This window comes from Hafnia alvei (assembly GCF_034424155.1).
Taxonomy (GTDB): Bacteria; Pseudomonadota; Gammaproteobacteria; order Enterobacterales; family Enterobacteriaceae; genus Hafnia; species Hafnia alvei.
Map to the genome: position 1 here is coordinate 2464892 of NZ_CP139992.1, position 20245 is coordinate 2485136.

Sequence of the window (20245 nt, forward strand, 5' to 3'; positions counted from 1 at the left end):
GGCTGTTATTCCTCTTCGTACTCATCAGGCATTTTAATACGCTCAATGTGAATCAGCTCAATGCGGTAGTCTTTAACTTCCATAACTTGGAAGCGAAGACCGTGCAGATCTAATTTCTCGCCGGCCTGCGGCATCTGATCGAAATGAGCCAACAGCAAACCGGCCACCGAAGCGCAATCTGATGAAGATTCGCTGACTAAGCCATCCCAGCCCAGCATTTGCTCCAAGGTATGCAGGTCGGTACCGCCTTTTACTAACCAGCCATTTTCCTGTTTGATGACATCTAGCGTTTCATCTTCATCTGGGAATTCACCCGCAATCGCTTCTAATACGTCCAGCGGCGTCACCAAGCCTTGAACCATACCGAATTCGTCGCTCACGATGACTAACCGCCCTTTTGCCTGACGCAATACATCTAGCACGTTAATTACGTCCAAACTTTCCAGCACCACAATCGGCGCGCTTTTCGCGGCATATTCAGCCACGGAGATCCCTTCGTCCAACGCCACCAGCAGATCTTTGGCGCGGACAATGCCAATCAACTGGTCTAACTCACCATCACAAACAGGGAACAGGCTATGAGGCGTTTCCAGGAGCTGGCTGCGAATTTCCTGCGGCGTGCGCTGGCAATCTATCCAAGTAATTTCATTACGCGGCGTCATGATGGTACGCAAAGATCGTGAAGCCAGCGTCAGCACGCCGCTAATCATGTAGCGCTCTTCGGCGGCAAAAGTCTCTTCTTCTTTGGTAGCGACCACGTCTTCGCTACGGTGCCCATTTTGCTTATCTTTCTTACCGCCCATCATGCTGATGATGGCCTCGGCAGTACGCTGGCGCATTGGGAGACGACGCTCGTGTTTGATGTGGTTACGACGCGCAATTTGGTTAAACATTTCGATAAGAATTGAGAAACCAATTGCCGCATACAGATAACCTTTCGGAATATGCAGGCCGAAACCTTCTGCCAACAAACTCAAACCAATCATCAGCAGGAAGCTTAAACATAGCACCACGACGGTAGGATGTTCGTTCACAAAATTGGTCAGCGGCTTAGACGCCAGCAGCATAATCGCCATCGCAATCACAACCGCACACATCATTACCGGCAAGCTATCGACCATGCCCACGGCCGTAATCACCGCATCAAGCGAGAACACCGCGTCAAGAATGACGATCTGCACCACCACCGACCAGAAACTGGCATATCCACGGTTGTTCACCTCATGGGTCTGCCCTTCCAGCCGTTCATGTAACTCCATGGTGGCTTTAAACAGGAGGAACAGCCCTCCGACTAGCAAGATTAAATCTCGCCCTGAAAAGCTAAAATCACCTACGCTAAATAACGGACGGGTTAGCGTTACCATCCAAGAGATGACGGACAATAGCCCCAATCGCATCAGCAGCGCTAAAGAAAGGCCAATGATACGCGCCTTATCACGCTGTTTCGGCGGTAGCTTGTCTGCCAAAATCGCAATAAATACCAGATTGTCTATGCCCAGAACAATTTCGAGAACCACCAGCGTGAGTAACCCCACCCAAATTGACGGATCGAGTAAAAATTCCATGTTTTATTCCGCGTTAATGTGAAAAGAGAATTGTTGAACGGCAACAGGATCTTGCTGTGCACGACGTTTCAGCCCGTTTGCAAACTGGCTAAAACCAAGATGTGATTCCCAAAGACCTGCAATAAAACGCAAAACATGAGGAAAGCATGCATTCAGCAAAGACAAGCCACGGAACAAAACATCACCGGGCATAAAGAATAGTGTAGAGAATAGCGAAGAAATTAAAGGGCGTCGGGGACGGTCCATACGGTGGGTTTAACCCAATACTCCTGACAGTGATAAGAAACTTTATGCTAACAAGAAATAAAGCTATCCAAAAGAGCATCAGCGCACACATTTTGTCATTTTTTGTCAATACTCTGTTACTCATATTGCGCACAAATCCAGCATCTAAATATTTCTTATAATTTACATGTGCTAATAGCAGATGGTCGTCACATAAATTATTTTTTTACTGACTAAAATAAATCTCGCTAAAGAAGATTTGGGATTTTTCGCCTGAATCGATTCATGAAGCTAACTGATTGATACTTAAGACACTTAGCATTCATCAGTGAGATCCAAGAATTATTTGGCGAGCAGTTACTCCACAAGGACGTATCTACAAACGGTTTTTTGACTTAATTCCATGCTGAGAAAGTGAGTTATTTCACACCGTAAAAGCATGCTAGCAAGTAGAGAGGAGGTAGCGAGTGAGTATTGCTATTATCATCGGCACTCACGGGGCAGCGGCTGAGCAATTGCTCAAAACCGCAGAAATGCTGCTAGGCGAACAAAGCAACGTCGCCTACATCGATTTCGTTCCCGGTGAAAATGCTGAAACGTTAATTGAAAAGTACAACGAGAGATTGACCCATCTGGATACCAGCAAGGGCGTGATCTTCTTGGTTGATACTTGGGGCGGAAGTCCTTTCAATGCGGCAAGCCGTATTGTCACGGACAAAGAGCACTATGAAGTCATTACCGGCGTCAACGTTCCGATGCTGGTAGAAACATTCATGGCTCGCGACGATGACCCTAGCTTTGACGAGTTGGTTGCATTAGCGCTGGAAACAGGCCGTGAAGGCGTCCGAGCTCTGCGCGCAAAAGAACCTGAAGCTGCCAAACCACAGCCAAAGCCGGCTGCGCCAAAAGCACCTCAGGCTCCGATGAGCCCAGAAGACCACATGAAGATCGGTTTAGCACGTATCGATGACCGTTTGATTCATGGTCAGGTTGCTACTCGCTGGACAAAAGAAACTAACGTGAGCCGCATCATCGTTGTCAGTGATGAAGTTGCAGCTGACCACGTTCGTTCCACCCTGCTAAAACAGGTTGCTCCTCCAGGCGTTACCGCTCACGTGGTTGACGTCGAAAAAATGATCCGTGTTTATAACAACCCCGCTTATGGTCGCGACCGTGTCATGCTGCTTTTCACTAACCCAACCGACGTGGTTCGTTTAGTCGAAAATGGTGTGAACATCACTACCGTAAACATTGGTGGTATGGCGTTCCGTCAGGGCAAAACCCAGATCACCAACGCAGTATCCGTAGACGAGAAAGACATCGAAGCATTCAAAAAACTGGATGCACGCGGCATTGAATTGGAAGTCCGTAAGGTCTCCAGCGATAGTCGTCTGAAGATGATGGAATTAATCAATAAAATGAACTAACGCTGAATCGCGCACTTGCCGATTCGTGTTTTTAAACTCAGCTCTTTGGTTAGAGGAGAAGTGCAATGGAGATTACAACTCTTCAGATTGTACTGATATTTATTGTTGCGTGTATTGCAGGGATGGGTTCCATCCTTGATGAATTCCAGTTTCACCGTCCACTGGTAGCTTGTACCCTGATCGGTATCGTTCTGGGTGACATGAAAACCGGTATTATTATCGGTGGTACTCTGGAAATGATCGCTTTGGGTTGGATGAACATCGGTGCAGCTGTTGCACCCGATGCGGCACTGGCCTCCATCATCTCTACCATTCTGGTTATCGCCGGTGGGCAAAGCGTTGGTGCAGGTATCGCACTGGCCATTCCATTGGCAGCAGCAGGTCAGGTTCTGACCATCATCGTTCGTACTATCACCGTGGGCTTCCAGCACGCGGCTGACGGCGCGGCCGAGCGTGGCGACCTGCGTGCGATTAGCGTTCTGCACTGCTCTGCGTTAATTCTGCAGGCAATGCGTATCGCGATCCCTGCGGTTGTTGTTGCAATCTCTGTAGGTACTGATGCTGTTCACACCATGCTGAATGCAATCCCTGAAGTCGTGACCTCTGGTCTGGCTATCGCGGGTGGCATGATCGTCGTTGTTGGTTATGCGATGGTTATCAACATGATGCGTGCTGGCTACCTGATGCCTTTCTTCTATTTAGGTTTCGTTACCGCTGCGTTCACTAACTTCAACCTGGTTGCGTTGGGTGTTCTAGGTCTGATGATGGCTATTCTGTATATCCAACTCAGCCCTAAATACAACAAATCTCAGGTTGTACAAGTTGCTGCCGGCAATAACGACCTTGATAACGAATTAGACTAGGAAAGGGTGAGAGAAATGGTTGATACAACATCATCAGTTGCAACTCCAAAAACTGAAACGAAACTCACCGCAGGCGATCTGCGCGGCGTATTCCTGCGCTCTAACCTGTTTCAAGGTTCTTGGAACTTTGAACGTATGCAAGCATTGGGTTTCTGTTTCTCCATGGTGCCGGTTATCCGTCGCCTGTACCCAGAGAATACAGATGAACGCAAGCAAGCAATCAAGCGTCATTTAGAATTCTTCAACACACATCCATACGTTGCGGCCCCTATCTTGGGTGTTACAGCGGCAATGGAAGAACAGCGTGCAAACGGCGCTCCGATCGACGATGGTGCCATTAACGGTATCAAAGTAGGTCTGATGGGGCCATTAGCCGGTGTGGGTGACCCAATTTTCTGGGGTACTGTACGTCCTGTATTTGCAGCGTTAGGTGCAGGTATTGCGATGACAGGTAGCCTGTTGGGCCCTATCCTGTTCTTCGTTCTTTTTAACCTAGTTCGCCTACTGGTTCGTTACTACGGTGTAGCTTACGGTTATAAGAAAGGTGTTGATATCGTTAGCGATATGGGCGGTGGCTTCCTACAGAAACTGACGGAGGGGGCATCGATCCTAGGTCTGTTTGTTATGGGGGCCTTGGTTAACAAGTGGACGCATGTCAACATTCCACTTGTGGTATCCCGCATCACTGACCAAACCGGTCACACCACGGTAACCACGGTTCAGACCATTCTGGACCAGTTGATGCCTGGCCTGATCCCACTGCTGCTAACCTTCGGCTGTATGTGGCTGCTGCGTAAGAAAGTCAACGCACTGTGGATCATTATTGGCTTCTTCTTCATCGGTATCTTCGGCTACTGGATCGGTCTGCTCGGTCTGTAATCGTATGAATAGCCGGATAGGGTTCGCCCTATCCGGCTTTTTTATTTTGTGTTTGGAGTATTCATGTCTTTAACTGATATCGCACTGTTGGCTTTTATCCTGTTGTTCATTCTTTACGCCGTCTATGATGAAATCATCATGCCAAGGCGCAACGGAAAGACACGATTGCAGGTTAATTTAAAACGTCGTAATAAAGCCGATAGTGGAATATTTGTTGGATTGTTAGCCATTCTCGCTTATCAAAATATAAATAATAATGGTTCTCACTTCACGACGTGGTTACTCTTTACTCTCGCCATTATCGCTATCTATGTTTTTTATATTCGCTGGCCAAAAATCTTATTTAAAGAAACCGGTTTTTATTACGGTAATGTTTTTATTTTATACAGCCGCATAAAAAATATGAACATGTCCGAAGACGGTTATCTGGTGATTGATTTAGAGAAGCGTAGGCTACTGATTCAAGTCGCTAAAATGGACGATCTGGACTTAATATTGAAGTTTTTCGTTGAGCAGAAATAACGAATAAATCCCGCCATTAATGAGATTCAGTATATTAATACTGCTATTTGTACTGAATCTCACAACGACTTAAACATTATTATTTCTCTACTGCAACCCACTTAATAATAATTATCATTAGCATTGATTTCCCCTGCAAAATATGCCGTTGTTATTCTTTAAAGAAATAGAGTATGATCGTTTCCGTCAATTTGGGGAGTAGCCGGCGTTCTTGCTGATTAATATTCAGTTTTTGAGCGCGCTCGTGTCAACATACTCGTTCCTAGCATGGAACGTGGTGCGAGCAGCCCGCTTGCTGATTATCAGCATTATAAGCGCGGACAGGCGAGACCATAGACACGTAGCTCCGTCGTATGGTTGGGGGTGGGCTGCGTGTATATGGAACACCCGGCCGAGTATTTTTCATGAATTTATCCGCAACAGTTATCCTCGCTTTCGGCATGTCCATGGACGCTTTCGCTGCGTCAATTGGCAAAGGTGCCGCTCTGCACAAGCCTCGTTTCCGTGAAGCATTCCGTACTGGTCTTATTTTTGGTGCCGTAGAAGCGATTACCCCACTCATTGGTTGGGGAATTGGTCTACTGGCCAGCAAGTTCATTATGGAATGGGATCATTGGGTCGCCTTTGCCCTGCTCTTCGTGCTAGGCAGCCGTATGGTTTATGAAGGCTGGAAAGGCAATCATGATGAAAATGCTGAGCCGGTGCGCCGTCACGGATTCTGGCTACTCGTCACCACGGCGATTGCAACCAGCTTAGATGCGATGGCTATCGGCGTTGGATTAGCCTTCCTGCAGGTCAATATTCTCCACACCGCGATGGCGATTGGTTTAGCCACGATGATTATGGCGACCTTGGGCATGATGATTGGCCGCTTTATTGGCCCGCTGTTGGGCAAGCGCGCGGAGATTTTAGGCGGCGTGGTACTAATCGGTATAGGTTTCTCAATTTTACATGAGCATATCGGCCCCTTCTTCTAAGAATCAACCAAATAAAAAAGCCCGCATGAAGCGGGCTTTTTTATTTCAATCAGACGCTTAATCACGGCGATATACACGAATAGCAAAATCGGTTTCACACTCAAATTCTATGCTGCTTCTCAATGCCTCAGCCACATCAGGCGTTGCTCGCCAAGCAAACGGTGTCATTTGCAGCAAATTGGCGGCCTGCTCACCCGGCAACATCATGGTATACGTCAGTTGTTGATCATCGATGAGAGTAAACCCTTCAAACGACTCTGTGTTTTCTGCGTGCAACTGCACCGTGTCATAAACTTGTGCTTTAAGCTGATAGAGATGGCGCGGAGCCGGTGACACTGTCACAAGAATGCCTTCAGGAGCAACAACGCGAGCTAGTTCTTCCGCCTTACATGGCGCATAGATTCGAACCACGGCATCCATCGAAGCATCGGCGTATGGCAAGCGATGGCTTGAAGCAACACAGAATGACACCGTCGGGTAGCGTTTAGCCGCATACCGAATAGCAACCTTGGCAATATCCAGTCCAAAAACCGCAATATCCCGCTCACTAAACTGTTTTGCCAGTTCAGAGGTGTAATATCCCTCTCCGCAGCCAATATCGAGAATACGGCGGGTTTGAGGCGCCATATGCGCCTTAATCGCGTGACAAACGGCGTCACGCAGTGGCTGATAGTAGTTTTGATCCAAAAATGCACGCCGTGCCTGCATCATTTCAGTACTGTCTCCCGGCTGCTTGGAGTGTTTGTGCTGAACAGGCATCAGATTTACGTATCCCTCTTTTGCACAATCAAACTGATGATTATTGGCGCAACGCCACTGATGATCGTTTTTTTCCAGCGGTTGCTGGCAAAGAGGACACTGATAAGGCATTGGATTTTCCGCATACAGACGTTAAAGCGCAACAGTCTAAATAACGCCAGTCAGCGATGCAACCGGCTAAGCATGTCCAAGTCACAGCAAAACGCGTTATCCCCTTTTCTATCACACCAATAATCCCTAAGCTGAAGTCCTCAAGTTTGATAAATGTTTAATAGGACAGCGTATGACAATCTTAGGTTGGCACAGCATCCCTATTATTCGTTATGGATTTGGTCACAAGACCGCATTAATGCCAACAGCTTTAATTCCTCATCGGGCAACTATGCCTGAGAAAAAGCAGGTGCATGGTATCCGCGTGGTGGATGTGACTATACCTAATCAGGAGTGCGGAGAATGTGATGCGCTTTATACGAGCCAGCCAAACATCCTGCTGACCATTCTTACCGCTGACTGTCTGCCTGTGATTTTCAGTCGCCAAGACGGCAAAGCTATTGCGGTGGCACATGCTGGCTGGCGTGGACTCATAGACGGCGTTTTAGAGCAAGTTGCGAAGCGTATTTCACAAGATGATGATATATCACAGTGGATGGCCGCTATTGGCCCTAGCGCAGGGGCATGCTGCTATGAAGTGGATGAACCGTTGGTCGAGCGGTTTCATCAAGCGCTGCCTTATGAGTCAGCATTGATTTCACCCCGCTTCCGGCATTTGGATCTCGTGGCTATTGCACAGGCCAAACTTCGTGGTCTTGGATTCGCTCATGTCGAAAACCTATCCGAATGCACAATTTGCACCCAAGAACGTCAGCCTGAAGCAATTAACTATTTCCGCTATACCAGTTTTCGGCGCAATGCTCATCGGCGCGAACGAGAGCCTGAGCATCCTGGAATCAAAGGCCGTAATCAGTATTCCGGCTTAATCATCCTACCCTAACGCCCCCACCTCAAATTTCAGGCATAAAAAAACCCGCATAAAGCGGGTTTTTAACAGCTGACGCTGTCTTAGATTGCAGTTACGTTAACTGCAGATGGGCCTTTCTGGCCATCTTGGATTTCAAACTCAACGTGCTGACCTTCAGCCAGAGTTTTGAAACCGTTACCCTGGATTGCAGAGAAGTGTACGAACACGTCTTTGCTGCCGTCAGCCGGGGTGATGAAACCGAAACCTTTAGCTTCGTTGAACCACTTTACTTGACCTTTGATCTTAGCCATCTTGAGTATTTCCTTTGGATTGTTTAAACCGCCCTAGGGCGTTAGATAGACAAACTAGAGTCGTTACTGCTTGAGGCACTAAGATAAGAATCGGCAGAGAAGTGGTAGTCAACGCTATGGTTTTTACTCAGAACTTCTTTACTGAAAATGCCACACATATACAGAACTGTACCTCGTTTTACCCAGATGCGTTATCACACACTACGTATTCAATGGCAAGCCATTTTTATCCAGTGAACGACACGTCGCACAGAAATAAAACGGTCGGCGGAAAACTAAGCTAATTTGTGCCAAAAACTGTTGCCACTCGCAGAATTATCTGCTGCATGAAACTGCTTATTTAAGCACCGATTTATGCCGTTCTCCATCTCCTCCGTCGCTACCTTTTTACGCTATTCTGAACGGAGAGTCACCTATTCCGACGATGAAATTAACTAATAATGAGTACGAAAATTGAATGTGTGATGCATAATACGATTCTACGGGGATTTATTGCAGTAACAGCAGGGAGTTTGCTAAAAAATTGTTACATTTCTATCGCATTTTATAACGCGATGGTGTCTTGGTATAGCTTGAAACCAGAGACGCGCCGCATCCCTCCCTTCTCTAATCCACAAAAAGAACAAACTCTCAGGCTAAGATCATGTAGTACCACTGCTTTCTATAGCAGAAAGATCATAATACCATTAGCTTACCAATGCGAATTTGATAAGTTTTTTGTGTCCATTATTGGCCCATTTTCGATTCAGGAAAATCTGTATTTTTCCTGTTGTTTATACTTCATTCAACTTTGCCCACAATCCTATGATATAATTTATTTCTAACTATAAAAGACTTGCTTCGATATAATTCTTCGATCGCGCCTCTCTGCTAAAAGACTTCCCAAATTAATAACAAGATATTACCGAGAATAATAATGAAACTAGTGAAAACAGGTCGCCTGTATATTGGTTGTCTATCGCTATTGGCGCCTGCCTTTGTTTTTGCGCAAACACCAATAACAACCAACGAATCACCTGAGTCACACGCAAAAACGCAGCAAGACAGCAGTTTTTGGGGCTCGTTTACCGATCAAGTCAAGCAAACTTGGGATGCCGATAATTACGAATTATATGTACCACTAAACACTTGGCACAACCGCGCCATGTATGACAAAGAAAAAACCGATAGATACAACGAACGCCCTTGGGGCGCGGGTTTTGGCGTCTATCGTTACGATGAAAACGACAACTGGCACTCATTGTATGCCATGGTGTTTAAAGACTCTCACAATAAAATTGAGCCTATTATCGGCTATGGTTTTGAGTGGATGTGGATCCCCGGGGACCGCGACGGCTGGCGCTTTGGCGCAGGATATACGGCCAGCATCACGGCTCGTGATGATTATTCTTACATCCCTATCCCACTTGTATTGCCTTTAGTTTCGATTGAATACAATCGTTTATCTATTCAAACAACGTATATTCCAGGAACTTACAATAACGGAAATGTCTTATTTACATGGATGCGTTGGAAATTTTAATTAATAACCTTAGATAGATTAAGCTTATAAAAAAAGGAGCCATGCGGCTCCTTTTTCGTTAGAGAATATTTTTATTTAATCGGCAGCTTTATATCTTTAAACATTGCCTCAATTTCTTCATTAGAACGCAATGCAACCGCGGTATCAACAACGTCTCGTGTCAAATGTGGTGCAAAACGTTGGATGAAATCATACATGTAGCTACGCAGGAACGTACTGCGGCGGAAACCGATTTTTGTTGTGCTAAAGGTAAAGATATCGCTGGTATCCACCGTGACCAAATCGGGATCCTGAACAGGATCGACCGCCATATTCGCAATAACCCCAACGCCTAACCCCAAACGCACGTAGGTTTTAATCACATCAGCGTCGGTTGCAGTAAACACGATCTTAGGTGTCAGACCTGCACGATTAAAGGCCGTATCCAACTCTGAACGCCCCGTAAAACCAAAGGTATAGGTAACAATAGGATATTCAGCCAGCTCTTCAATGGTGATTGAGGTTTTCCCAGCCAATGGGTGATCGGGCTTGACCACCACGGCGCGATTCCAGTGGTAACAAGGCAACATGATCAAATCATCATAAAGATGCAGGGCCTCGGTCGCGATAGCAAAATCGGCGTTCCCTTTAGAAACTGCTTCCGCAATCTGCGTCGGGGAGCCTTGATGCATATGCAGAGACACGCGTGGATAACGCTCGATAAAACCTTTAATTACCGGAGGCAAAGCATAACGCGCTTGCGTATGCGTCGTAGCCACATACAGCGATCCTTTATCTGGATAGGTATGTTCCCCTGCAACAGCTTTGATGGCATCAACTTTGGATAAAACTTCACGCGCAATGCGGATAATTTCTTGTCCTGCTGGCGTGACCTGCGTCAGATGTTTTCCACTGCGGGAAAAGATCTGGATACCTAATTCATCCTCGAGCATTCGTACTTGCTTACTAATACCCGGCTGAGAGGTATACAGGCCTTCTGCGGTCGATGACACATTTAAATTGTGGTTCACTACTTCCACAATGTAACGAAGCTGCTGCAATTTCATAGCTAATACCATCCTAGGTTGAAACTTAACGCGATGGCAGTCTGGATAGGAGCACCCCTTGGCAATAGGCTTACACTCAAGCCTTGGGCTTTCTGTGCCGATTTAAACCCGTTTTGCCCTACATTGACCGCAATGTTAATAACTCAACAATCATTTAAATTGCTTTTATATAACCACTATATCATTTTGAGCCGATCTGTATAGGTCTGGTAACAAGATCATAACGAATTATTTATGGAATTAATTAAAGTCTCGATAGCATTCGCATTTAGGCTTTAAGCTAAAAAACTAGGTCGCTTGTCTTGATACAAAGATGAATAGTTATGCAAATTAACGCGCAATATTTGGCATCACAGATTTTGGTTTTTGCATAAAAAAACCGGTCAGTAATCCTGACCGGTTTTAACCACTTTTTAGCGAAAAAACGTTAGATTATTTCTTAGTTTCAACCCATTTTCCGTCAACGAAAAATGCGGTCCAACCTGTCGCTTTGCCGTCTTTTTCTGAAGAGACATATTGCTGTTTAGTCTTACGACTGAAACGCACCATCGTCTTGTTACCTTCAGGGTCTTTCTGCGGTGCATCGGCCAGATAGCTCAACTTTTCAGGTAAGCGATCTTTGAAACGAGCTAACTCTTCCACCAGAGGTGCACGCGTCTCACGCGATTTAGGGAAGGTATTCGCCGCCAAGAACACACCCGCAGCGCCATCACGCAGCACGAAGTAAGCGTCTGACTTTTCACACGGCAATTCAGGCAGCGGCACCGGATCTTCTTTCGGTGGTGCTACGTCGCCGTTACGCAGGATCTTACGGGTGTTCTTGCACTCTTCGTTGGTACATGCCATGTACTTACCGAAACGCCCCATTTTCAAGTGCATTTCAGAACCACATTTTTCGCACTCAACGATCGGGCCATCGTAGCCCTTGATGCGGAACTCACCCTCTTCGATCTCGTAGCCGTCACACGCTGGGTTGTTACCACACACGTGCAGCTTGCGCTGATTGTCGATCAGGTAACTGTCCATCGCCGTGCCGCACTTGGCACAACGGCGCTTAGCGCGCAATGCGTTGGTTTCAGCATCATCGCCTTCCAGCACGTTCAGCACTTCGGCTTCTGGCACCAGATTGATCGTGGTTTTGCAACGCTCTTTCGGCGGTAGCGCATAGCCAGAACAACCCAAGAAAACGCCGGTGCTTGCGGTACGAATTCCCATCTGACGTTCACAGGTTGGGCAAGCAATGCTGGTCAGAACCATTTGGTTCGGACGCATACCGCCTTCTTCTGGATCTTTTTCAGCGACTGAAAGCTGTTTGCTGAAGTCTTGGAAGAAACCATCAAGCACGTTTTTCCAGTCTTCTTTGGCGTTCGCAACCTGATCGAGCCCATTTTCCATGTGCGCGGTGAAGTCATAATTCATCAGCTCACGGAAATTTTCTTCCAAGCGATCAGTGACAATCTCACCCATTTTTTCAGCGTAGAAACGGCGGTTGTCCACACGCACATAGCCACGATCCTGAATGGTTGAAATGATTGCCGCATAGGTAGAAGGACGACCGATGCCCCGTTTCTCCAACTCTTTAACCAACGATGCCTCGCTAAAGCGAGCCGGTGGTTTGGTGAAATGTTGGCTAGGTAAGAGCTGCTGCAACGTCAATTCACTACCAATTTCGACAAATGGCAATGTACGATCTTCGTCACCTTTACGCAGCTGAGGCAGAACTTTAGTCCAACCATCAAAGCGTAAAGTACGGCCTTTCGCTTTCAACGTATAATCACCCGCTTTCACGGAAATCGTGGTTGAATCGTATTTTGCCGGTGTCATCTGACAAGAAACAAACTGGCGCCAGATCAGCTGATAAAGCTTCTGAGCATCTGCTTCCATGTCTTTTAACTGTTCAGACAGCACGTTCACATCAGAAGGACGAATCGCTTCATGTGCTTCCTGCGAGTTGTCTTTGCTCGCGTAGGTATTTGGCTCTTTCGGCATATACTGCTCGCCGAAGTTTTCACCGATATACTCACGCACCATGCTTACCGCATCCTGACTCAGGTTAGTGGAGTCAGTACGCATATAGGTGATATGACCGGCTTCATACAGACGCTGGGCCATCATCATGGTTTTCTTCACGCCAAAGCCAAGACGCGTGCTTGCGGCCTGCTGCAACGTGGAAGTAATAAACGGCGCAGAAGGCTTGCTACTGGTTGGCTTATCTTCACGATCTAAAACCGTGTAATGCGCATTCTCAAGCGCCTTCACGGCGGTCTGAGTTTGATCGCCATTAACCGGTTTGAACGGTTTGTCTTTGTGATGCGTAACCTGCATTTGCAGAGCAACGGCATTCTTGTCGTTCAGATCGGCACGCAGTTCCCAATATTCTTCAGGAACAAACGCTTTGATCTCACGTTCACGATCGACAACCAAACGTACAGCAACCGACTGAACACGACCGGCAGATAGCCCACGGGCAATTTTTTTCCACAGCAGCGGAGAAACCATGTAGCCCACAACGCGGTCCATAAAACGGCGCGCCTGCTGTGCGTTAACACGGTCGATATTTAATTCGCCGGGTTTATTAAATGCCTGCTGAATCGCGTTCTTAGTGATTTCGTTAAACACCACGCGGCTATAACGACTTTCGTCGCCGCCAATCACCTCACGTAAATGCCACGCGATGGCTTCCCCTTCGCGGTCAAGGTCGGTTGCGAGATAAATGTGGTCAGCTTTTTCAGCTAATGTTTTTAACTCAGCAACAACTTTTTCTTTACCGGGGAGTATTTCGTATTGCGCTTTCCAGCCGTGATAAGGATCAACGCCCATACGATTAACCAGCGCTTCACGCTCATTCTTTTTGACTTTAGGCTTCGCTTTATCTTCAGCGGAGGCTGCGCCCTTTTTACTGGCTGAACCACTGGTCGGCAAATCGCGGATATGACCGACGCTGGACTTAACCACGTAGTCATTACCCAGATACTTATTTATCGTTTTAGCTTTTGCCGGGGACTCAACTATTACGAGAGCTTTACCCATAATTACCTTTACCTGAATGAATCCTTCTGTCTCCAGAAGCCTTTGTTCGCCATTATCATAGCGATTGAAAAATTCTTTTTTATATTGCGGCAGACCGCGCTGAGATCAAGCCATTTTTTGATAAATCGCTTCTAACTGCTCAACACGACTGCAATTTGCGGCACCAAAAACATAAGCGACGCACTCGCAACCTTATGACATGCGGAACTTTTATTCAAAACGCCAATCTTTCGTTCCGCCAAAGGTCAGAAAACCCATCACTCTACCGGATTGAGAACATCACGCAACTTAATTAGCACGGAATGGAGATTTTTACCAATTATCGGCCAAAACTTAGATCAAAATAACGCGATAATTTGCGATACCCCTAGCGTACGCAGTACTATATTAGGCAGTGTTATTAATAGACGACGTCATTTGTTGGAGAACGAAAAATGTTCGGTGAAACAACCCCAATCAAACGTGAAGCTCTACTGGCAGAAGCAAACCAAATCATTAAAGAGCACGAAGATTATATGCAGGGTATGGAAGCGACCGAAGTCGAGCAAAAAGGCGACGTATTAGTATTCCGTGGCGAGTTTTTCCTCGACGAAGACGGAATTCCAACCCGTAAAACGACCGCCGTGTTTAATATGTTCAAACATCTCGCTCATGTATTATCTGAAAAATATCATTTAGAAGATTAATTCATCATTCTGAATTAAATAGTTAAAAAAATGCCCCTTTAAAGGGGCATTTTAATTTCATTAACGTTACTCAATGTTAACAATATTCTCTTATATATCGTAACGCTGGCTACGTTGCCACCAACGTAACATCAGACGATCGGCACTGTTCGCGGCGCTATTGGTGAAGCGATCCATCATGCGTTTACGACGGGTATAACGCACACCGATCACGTCATGATTTTCCATTTCAGCAATCAACAGATCGTCGCTGGTACCAACGGAGTCGACCAAACCTTTCTCTTTCGCTTGGATCCCATACCAGTGTTCGCCGGTTGCGACGGAATTAATATCCAGTGAAGGTCGCTGCTGGCTGACAAACTCTTTGAACAGCTCATGGGTTTCATTCAGCTCTTCGCGGAATTTTTCACGCCCCTGCTCGGTATTCTCGCCCAACAGCGTCAGTGTGCGTTTGAACTCTCCGGCCGTATGCAGCTCCACGTCGATATCATTCTTCTTCAGCCAACGGTTGAAGTTAGGGATTTGAGCCACAACGCCGATTGAGCCAATAATAGCAAAAGGTGCGGCGACAATGCGGTCAGCGACACAAGCCATCATATAGCCACCGCTCGCGGCGACTTTATCCACCGCAACGGTTAATCGCACGCCCGCCTGACGTAAACGTTGTAGTTGGGAAGCGGCTAAGCCGTAGCCATGCACTACGCCACCGGGGCTTTCCAAGCGCAAGAGAACTTCATCACCCTGCTTAGCGGCAGCCAGTACAGCGCTGATTTCTTCGCGTAACGAACTCACCTCATGGGCGTCCATACTTCCTTTGAAATCGAGCACATACAGGCACGGTTTTTCTTTCGCCGCAATGCCCTGTTTGACCTCAGCTTTACGCTGTTTTGCTTTCTCTTTATCCTGCTTTTTCTGCTGCTTATACCACGCTTTTAAGGCGCTATCGTCCATGCGTGCTTCCTGCATACTGCGCTGCATATCACGATACTGCTCGCCTAAATCCGTTAGCAGTAATTCTCCGCGGCTCGCTCCCTTTTTATGTCGCAGGCTGACAAACAACACAATCAATGCCCCTATTGCGATCACAAAGGTCATCACCTTCGCCAAAAATAGGCCATACAAGGATAACCACTCCACATTCACCGCCTTGTTTAAGATTTTCTGATACAACTTATATTAGCGTTATTCCACTGTAACGCGTCCGCCAGTATGTAACATACTGGCGGACGCGTCATTTTCAAGGGGCTTATACGTAAAGTCCCTGTAAATTCAGCACATAATGTCCGCTCTAGGAACAATACCATTGACCAGCAACCGTGCAATAGGTCAAGATCGGCGACTATTGGTTACAGCAAATAAACAATTTAGTCATAACTTGCCGACCCAGCCGAAAAGCCTTGATGCTAAAGCGGCGTGAGGAAATACAACATGCACTATCAACCACAGCCTGAGCTTTTGCAAAACCGCATTATTCTTGTAACCGGCGCGGGAGACGGAATTGGCCGCGAAGCGGCACTGACCTACGCTCGCCACGGCGCACAGCTGATTCTACTTGGTAGAACGCTGAGTAAACTTCAGGCCGTGCAGGAACAAATACGCCAGCTTGGTTTGTCGCCTGCGGCCATCGTTCAATTCGATCTGTTAACGGCGAAGCCCGCCGACTATCAGAAACTCGGCGCAGAATTAGCCTCTGCCTATCCCTATCTCGATGGCGTATTAAACAACGCCGGTTTGCTCGGCACTATCAATCCTTTAGCGGAACAAGACTATCAAGAGTTTTGTGATGTCATGCAGGTTAACGTTAACGCCTCGCTGCTGCTGTCGCAGGCACTGCTGCCGTTGCTGCTAAAAGCCCCCTCGGCTTCACTGATTTTCACCAGTTCAAGCGTGGGCAAAATCGGCCGTGCGGGATGGGGCTCTTACGCCATTTCCAAATTTGCCACCGAAGGCATGATGCAGGTATTGGCTGACGAATATAAGAACACCAATTTGCGGGTAAACTGCATTAATCCAGGCGGAACACGCACCGGAATGCGCGCGTCAGCGTTCCCAGACGAAGATCCACAAAAGCTCAAAACGCCTGCCGATATCATGCCGCTCTATCTCTATTTGATGGGTGACGACAGTCGCCGGAAAACGGGAATGAGTTTTGATGCTCAGCCAGGGCGAAAAGCAGGCCCTGCAGAATAACCACACATCATGTTAGCGTTGCTATTTATACCGACGTACAACAATAAATTAATAGGTTAGGAGAAAGCATGTCTGAAGAACGCCACCAGCAGCGCCAACAACGTATTAAAGAAAAAGTGGATGCCCGTATTGCCGCCGCACAGGAAACTCGCGGCATCGTGATGATTTTCACCGGCAATGGTAAAGGTAAAAGTACGGCGGCCTTTGGCACCGTAGCGCGCGCTGTAGGCCATGGGCATCGCGCGGGCGTGATTCAATTCATCAAAGGTTCATGGGAAAACGGTGAACGAAATCTGCTTGAGCCACACGGCGTTGAGTTTCAGGTAATGGCGACCGGTTTTACGTGGGAAACACAGAATAAAGAGACGGACACCGCCGCCGCACTTGCGGTTTGGGAACACGGCAAACGCATGCTGAAAGATGAAAGTTTAGATCTCGTGGTCATGGATGAGCTGACCTACATGGTGAGTTACGGCTACATCGAGCTTGAAGAGGTGCTGACAGCGTTGAAACAGCGTCCAGCGCATCAATCCGTGATTATTACCGGACGAGGCTGTCATCGCGAGCTGGAAGAACTGGCGGATACTGTGAGCGAAGTTCGTCCGGTGAAACACGCATTTGAAGCCGGTATCAAAGCCCAGAAAGGTATCGACTGGTAATGACCAAATGCCGAAGCTGCCCTTGCAGGCTTCGGCATATTAATCAGACAATCGCTTTACCACTATTGTTTAAACAATGAATAACGCTGAATCCTTCGCGGTAATCGATTCTGCTATGCGCTCCCTGCTCGATGCGGAAATGCCACATAGCACGGTCTTCTAGTTTGAGAAGCTGCGTGCAGATGATCGAGATAACGCCTTGATGTGCAACGATCAACACGCGCTGCCCCGCATGATTTTGCTGAATATCGGCCAAAGCCAATCGTACCCTTGCAGAGAAATCACGAAATCCCTCCCCGCCCGGCGGAACGGTTCGCTGCCAATCGGCACACCAAGCAGCGTAGTGCTCAGCATCCTGTTGCTGTAATTCTTTGTGGTGACGAAGTTCCCACTCGCCAAATGCCATTTCGTCCAATCCGATAAGTTGGACAAATTCAGCATCGGCACCGAGTATTCTCTGCGCAGTTTGATGAGTGCGTTGCAAGCCGCTGGTATACACCACGTCGAACGAAACTCCCGCCAACTGCGCCGCAACCGCATCAGCCTGCTGCTCGCCCAGCGCCGTGAGGGCCAAATCGCTGCTGCCGCAATACACACCGTCTAGATTGGCCTGAGTCTGACCGTGGCGTACTAGATATAACTCCATCAGTGCTCCTTGGATTCAGATTCGCGGTGCTCTAAATTTTGGATTTAAATAACCGCAAACAGGAAGATAAGGCCGAATAGTTCGTTGCCCGCACCGATGGTATCACCGGTTTGCCCACCAATACGTTTATTGATGAAGCTACGGTATAGCAGCGCAAACAGATAAGTAATGATCGCTGCCAATCCACCGTGCCAGCTGGCAAAGCCCAGCGTCATTAATAGACCAATAATCAGCGCAATCGCGTAATGCTGGCCGCCGATTTTCCCGATATACAGGTTTCCCATGCCATTTTCACGCGCATATTTTTGCTGATACATCAGAACAGGCAGCAATGCGCGGCTCAGCGCCGGAGCCGCGACTAGCAAGGTGTAAACGTTATGTCCGGTCTGCGTTAGCTGATAGATAATCGCCACCCGAGCCAAAATCACAAAAATCAGCGCCAGAGCACCGTTCGAGCCAATACGGCTATCGCGCATGATCTCGAGAATACGCTCACGTGGACGCGCCGAGAAAATCCCATCGCAGGTGTCGGCCAAACCGTCTAAATGAAACGCGCCCGTGACCAATGTGGTCGCCAGCACCGCGGCAACCGCTGCCAACAAAGGGCCATAAACCGGCAATACCACGGCAAACGCCAGCGCGCTCAGTAACCCAACGATCAGGCCAACAAACGGAAAATAGACCACGCCTTTGGCGTAATCATTCATATCGAGATTATCTGTCCAGCGGGCAGGCACGGGAATGCGGGTCATAAACTGCAGTGTGGCGAGGAATAGTTTCATTATTACGGGTCAGTCCATGTCGTCGGTAAGCAAGAGCAAGAGAATTAACTCTCTGATTGCCTTCTATATTAATACCAGACGCTTATCTGGCGCTAGCGCCAGATCGCAGATATAAAAAAACCGCGGCGGATTAACGCTACGGTTTGATATTTGCTTGGCAATTCTACGTTGCAGCAACGCGCTGTGATTAGCCGCGTTTGTTTCCTTTGCTGGTAGCCGCTTTATTACCCGCTGCGCTACGCGTAGAAGACGTGCCTTTATTCGCTGAACCAGAACGACGGTTTGGCGCTGCAGCTGCAGCACTGCCACCCTGACCATGACGTTTAACCGCACGGCGGATCTGATTCGCTTTCATACGACGACGTTCACGCTCAACCGGCAGCTTGCTCACGGTTTCCGCGTTCAGCTCAACCAATTCGCGCAGATAGTTGATGTCGTTAAGTGGAAGCTCTGCCCAGCCGCCGCGTGGCAGGCCTTTTGGCAAAGGCAAATCGCCATAACGAACACGGATCAAACGACTCACCTGCACACCAACGGCTTCCCACAAACGACGAACCTCACGGTTACGCCCTTCGGTTAAGGTCACGTTGTACCACTGGTTAATTCCTTCACCGCCTTGGAAACTGATGGTTTTAAATGATGCAGGACCATCTTCTAACTGTACGCCACGGCTTAATTGACGAATTTTTTCATCATCAACCTGACCGAACACACGTACCGCATATTCACGCTCAACTTCACGGCTTGGATGCATCAAACGGTTTGCCAGTTCGCCATCGGTGGTGAACAACAGTAAACCAGACGTATTGATATCCAGACGGCCTACGGCGATCCAACGAGAACCGCGCAGTTTTGGCAAACGATCAAATACCGTTGGGCGACCTTCAGGGTCGCGACGGGTACATAGTTCGCCTTCTGGCTTGTAATATGCCAAAACGCGACAAACAGATTCGGTTGATTCGCGGATTGACACAACGCGTCCATCAACACGAATTTTCATAGCCGGAGTAACCTCAACACGGTCACCAAGCGTTGCTAATTTACCATCAACGCTGACACGGCCTTCTTTAATCATGGCTTCAATTTCACGGCGTGAACCATGACCAGCATTGGCAAGAACTTTCTGTAACTTTTCGCTCATTGAGCAACCTCTAATGTCGCCTTCACAGGCGTCGTGGGGTATTGTGGATGTCTCTGA

20 protein-coding genes are annotated in these 20245 nt (G+C 47.7%); 10 read left to right on the forward strand and 10 right to left on the reverse strand.

The window, feature by feature from the left end:
- Nucleotides 1–5: 5 nt before the first annotated feature.
- A complete protein-coding gene (locus U0008_RS11535) occupies nt 6–1565 on the reverse strand; it encodes a TerC family protein (protein ID WP_043493324.1) in 1560 nt (519 codons plus the stop codon).
- Nucleotides 1566–2257: 692 nt separating this feature from the next.
- Here U0008_RS11535 and manX point away from each other — a divergent pair.
- From manX to mntP, 5 genes are all read left to right on the forward strand, one after another.
- Nucleotides 2258–3217, forward strand: coding sequence for a PTS mannose transporter subunit IIAB (gene manX, locus U0008_RS11540; protein ID WP_025796819.1), 960 nt, complete (start codon nt 2258–2260; stop codon nt 3215–3217).
- A gap of 65 nt (nt 3218–3282) precedes the next feature.
- Nucleotides 3283–4080: a PTS mannose/fructose/sorbose transporter subunit IIC gene (locus U0008_RS11545; protein WP_008813635.1), complete on the forward strand. Its 798-nt coding sequence runs from the start codon at nt 3283–3285 to the stop codon at nt 4078–4080.
- A gap of 15 nt (nt 4081–4095) precedes the next feature.
- Nucleotides 4096–4959 carry a PTS mannose transporter subunit IID gene (locus tag U0008_RS11550; protein ID WP_025796822.1) on the forward strand — a complete coding sequence of 288 codons (864 nt, stop codon included), beginning with the start codon at nt 4096–4098 and terminating at the stop codon, nt 4957–4959.
- A 63-nt stretch (nt 4960–5022) separates the two neighbouring features.
- Nucleotides 5023–5481, forward strand: coding sequence for a DUF986 family protein (locus U0008_RS11555; RefSeq protein ID WP_025796823.1), 459 nt, complete (start codon nt 5023–5025; stop codon nt 5479–5481).
- Nucleotides 5482–5885: 404 nt separating this feature from the next.
- Complete coding sequence (gene mntP, locus U0008_RS11560; protein ID WP_025796825.1) at nt 5886–6458, forward strand: manganese efflux pump MntP; 573 nt, start codon at nt 5886–5888, stop codon at nt 6456–6458.
- Nucleotides 6459–6515: 57 nt separating this feature from the next.
- Here the strand turns inward: mntP and rlmA are convergent, their stop codons facing one another.
- On the reverse strand, nt 6516–7328 hold the full coding sequence (gene rlmA / locus U0008_RS11565; RefSeq protein ID WP_043493408.1) for a 23S rRNA (guanine(745)-N(1))-methyltransferase: 813 nt from the start codon (nt 7326–7328) through the stop codon (nt 6516–6518).
- Nucleotides 7329–7500: 172 nt separating this feature from the next.
- Between rlmA and U0008_RS11570 the strand changes: the two genes are divergently transcribed.
- The gene (locus tag U0008_RS11570) at nt 7501–8208 is read left to right on the forward strand and encodes a purine nucleoside phosphorylase YfiH/LACC1 family protein (RefSeq protein ID WP_043493412.1); all 708 of its coding nucleotides are present in this window, start codon (nt 7501–7503) and stop codon (nt 8206–8208) included.
- A 68-nt stretch (nt 8209–8276) separates the two neighbouring features.
- On the opposite strand, the gene cspE is transcribed toward U0008_RS11570, so the two are convergent.
- Both cspE and U0008_RS11580 read right to left on the reverse strand, forming a co-directional pair.
- Nucleotides 8277–8486 (reverse strand): transcription antiterminator/RNA stability regulator CspE, encoded by a 210-nt coding sequence (gene cspE, locus U0008_RS11575; RefSeq protein ID WP_004094893.1) that lies wholly within the window; start codon nt 8484–8486, stop codon nt 8277–8279.
- A gap of 41 nt (nt 8487–8527) precedes the next feature.
- Nucleotides 8528–8644 carry a DUF2627 domain-containing protein gene (locus U0008_RS11580; RefSeq protein ID WP_071842629.1) on the reverse strand — a complete coding sequence of 39 codons (117 nt, stop codon included), beginning with the start codon at nt 8642–8644 and terminating at the stop codon, nt 8528–8530.
- 758 nt (nt 8645–9402) lie between these two features.
- Between U0008_RS11580 and pagP the strand changes: the two genes are divergently transcribed.
- The gene (pagP, locus tag U0008_RS11585; protein ID WP_043493414.1) at nt 9403–10008 is read left to right on the forward strand and encodes a lipid IV(A) palmitoyltransferase PagP; all 606 of its coding nucleotides are present in this window, start codon (nt 9403–9405) and stop codon (nt 10006–10008) included.
- 71 nt (nt 10009–10079) lie between these two features.
- Here the strand turns inward: pagP and cysB are convergent, their stop codons facing one another.
- Both cysB and topA read right to left on the reverse strand, forming a co-directional pair.
- Nucleotides 10080–11054, reverse strand: a complete 975-nt coding sequence (gene cysB / locus U0008_RS11590; protein WP_025796834.1) for an HTH-type transcriptional regulator CysB — start codon at nt 11052–11054, stop codon at nt 10080–10082.
- Between the two features lie 432 nt (nt 11055–11486).
- On the reverse strand, nt 11487–14084 hold the full coding sequence (topA, locus tag U0008_RS11595; RefSeq protein WP_025796836.1) for a type I DNA topoisomerase: 2598 nt from the start codon (nt 14082–14084) through the stop codon (nt 11487–11489).
- 434 nt (nt 14085–14518) lie between these two features.
- Here topA and U0008_RS11600 point away from each other — a divergent pair, with 434 nt between their 5' ends.
- Nucleotides 14519–14770, forward strand: a complete 252-nt coding sequence (locus tag U0008_RS11600) for a YciN family protein (protein WP_004094879.1) — start codon at nt 14519–14521, stop codon at nt 14768–14770.
- Between the two features lie 90 nt (nt 14771–14860).
- Here U0008_RS11600 and sohB read toward each other — a convergent pair whose 3' ends face one another.
- Nucleotides 14861–15907: a protease SohB gene (gene sohB / locus U0008_RS11605; protein WP_043493416.1), complete on the reverse strand. Its 1047-nt coding sequence runs from the start codon at nt 15905–15907 to the stop codon at nt 14861–14863.
- 291 nt (nt 15908–16198) lie between these two features.
- Between sohB and U0008_RS11610 the strand changes: the two genes are divergently transcribed.
- Both U0008_RS11610 and cobO read left to right on the forward strand, forming a co-directional pair.
- Nucleotides 16199–16960 carry a YciK family oxidoreductase gene (locus tag U0008_RS11610; RefSeq protein ID WP_025796842.1) on the forward strand — a complete coding sequence of 254 codons (762 nt, stop codon included), beginning with the start codon at nt 16199–16201 and terminating at the stop codon, nt 16958–16960.
- A gap of 68 nt (nt 16961–17028) precedes the next feature.
- Nucleotides 17029–17619, forward strand: a complete 591-nt coding sequence (gene cobO / locus U0008_RS11615; RefSeq protein WP_043493419.1) for a cob(I)yrinic acid a,c-diamide adenosyltransferase — start codon at nt 17029–17031, stop codon at nt 17617–17619.
- Between the two features lie 43 nt (nt 17620–17662).
- Here the strand turns inward: cobO and U0008_RS11620 are convergent, their stop codons facing one another.
- The 3 genes from U0008_RS11620 to rluB form a co-directional block, all read right to left on the reverse strand.
- Nucleotides 17663–18265: an adenosylcobalamin/alpha-ribazole phosphatase gene (locus tag U0008_RS11620; RefSeq protein ID WP_043493421.1), complete on the reverse strand. Its 603-nt coding sequence runs from the start codon at nt 18263–18265 to the stop codon at nt 17663–17665.
- Between the two features lie 44 nt (nt 18266–18309).
- Complete coding sequence (cobS, locus tag U0008_RS11625) at nt 18310–19047, reverse strand: adenosylcobinamide-GDP ribazoletransferase (RefSeq protein WP_043493423.1); 738 nt, start codon at nt 19045–19047, stop codon at nt 18310–18312.
- A gap of 187 nt (nt 19048–19234) precedes the next feature.
- Nucleotides 19235–20188, reverse strand: a complete 954-nt coding sequence (gene rluB, locus U0008_RS11630; RefSeq protein ID WP_025796850.1) for a 23S rRNA pseudouridine(2605) synthase RluB — start codon at nt 20186–20188, stop codon at nt 19235–19237.
- Nucleotides 20189–20245 lie beyond the last annotated feature (57 nt).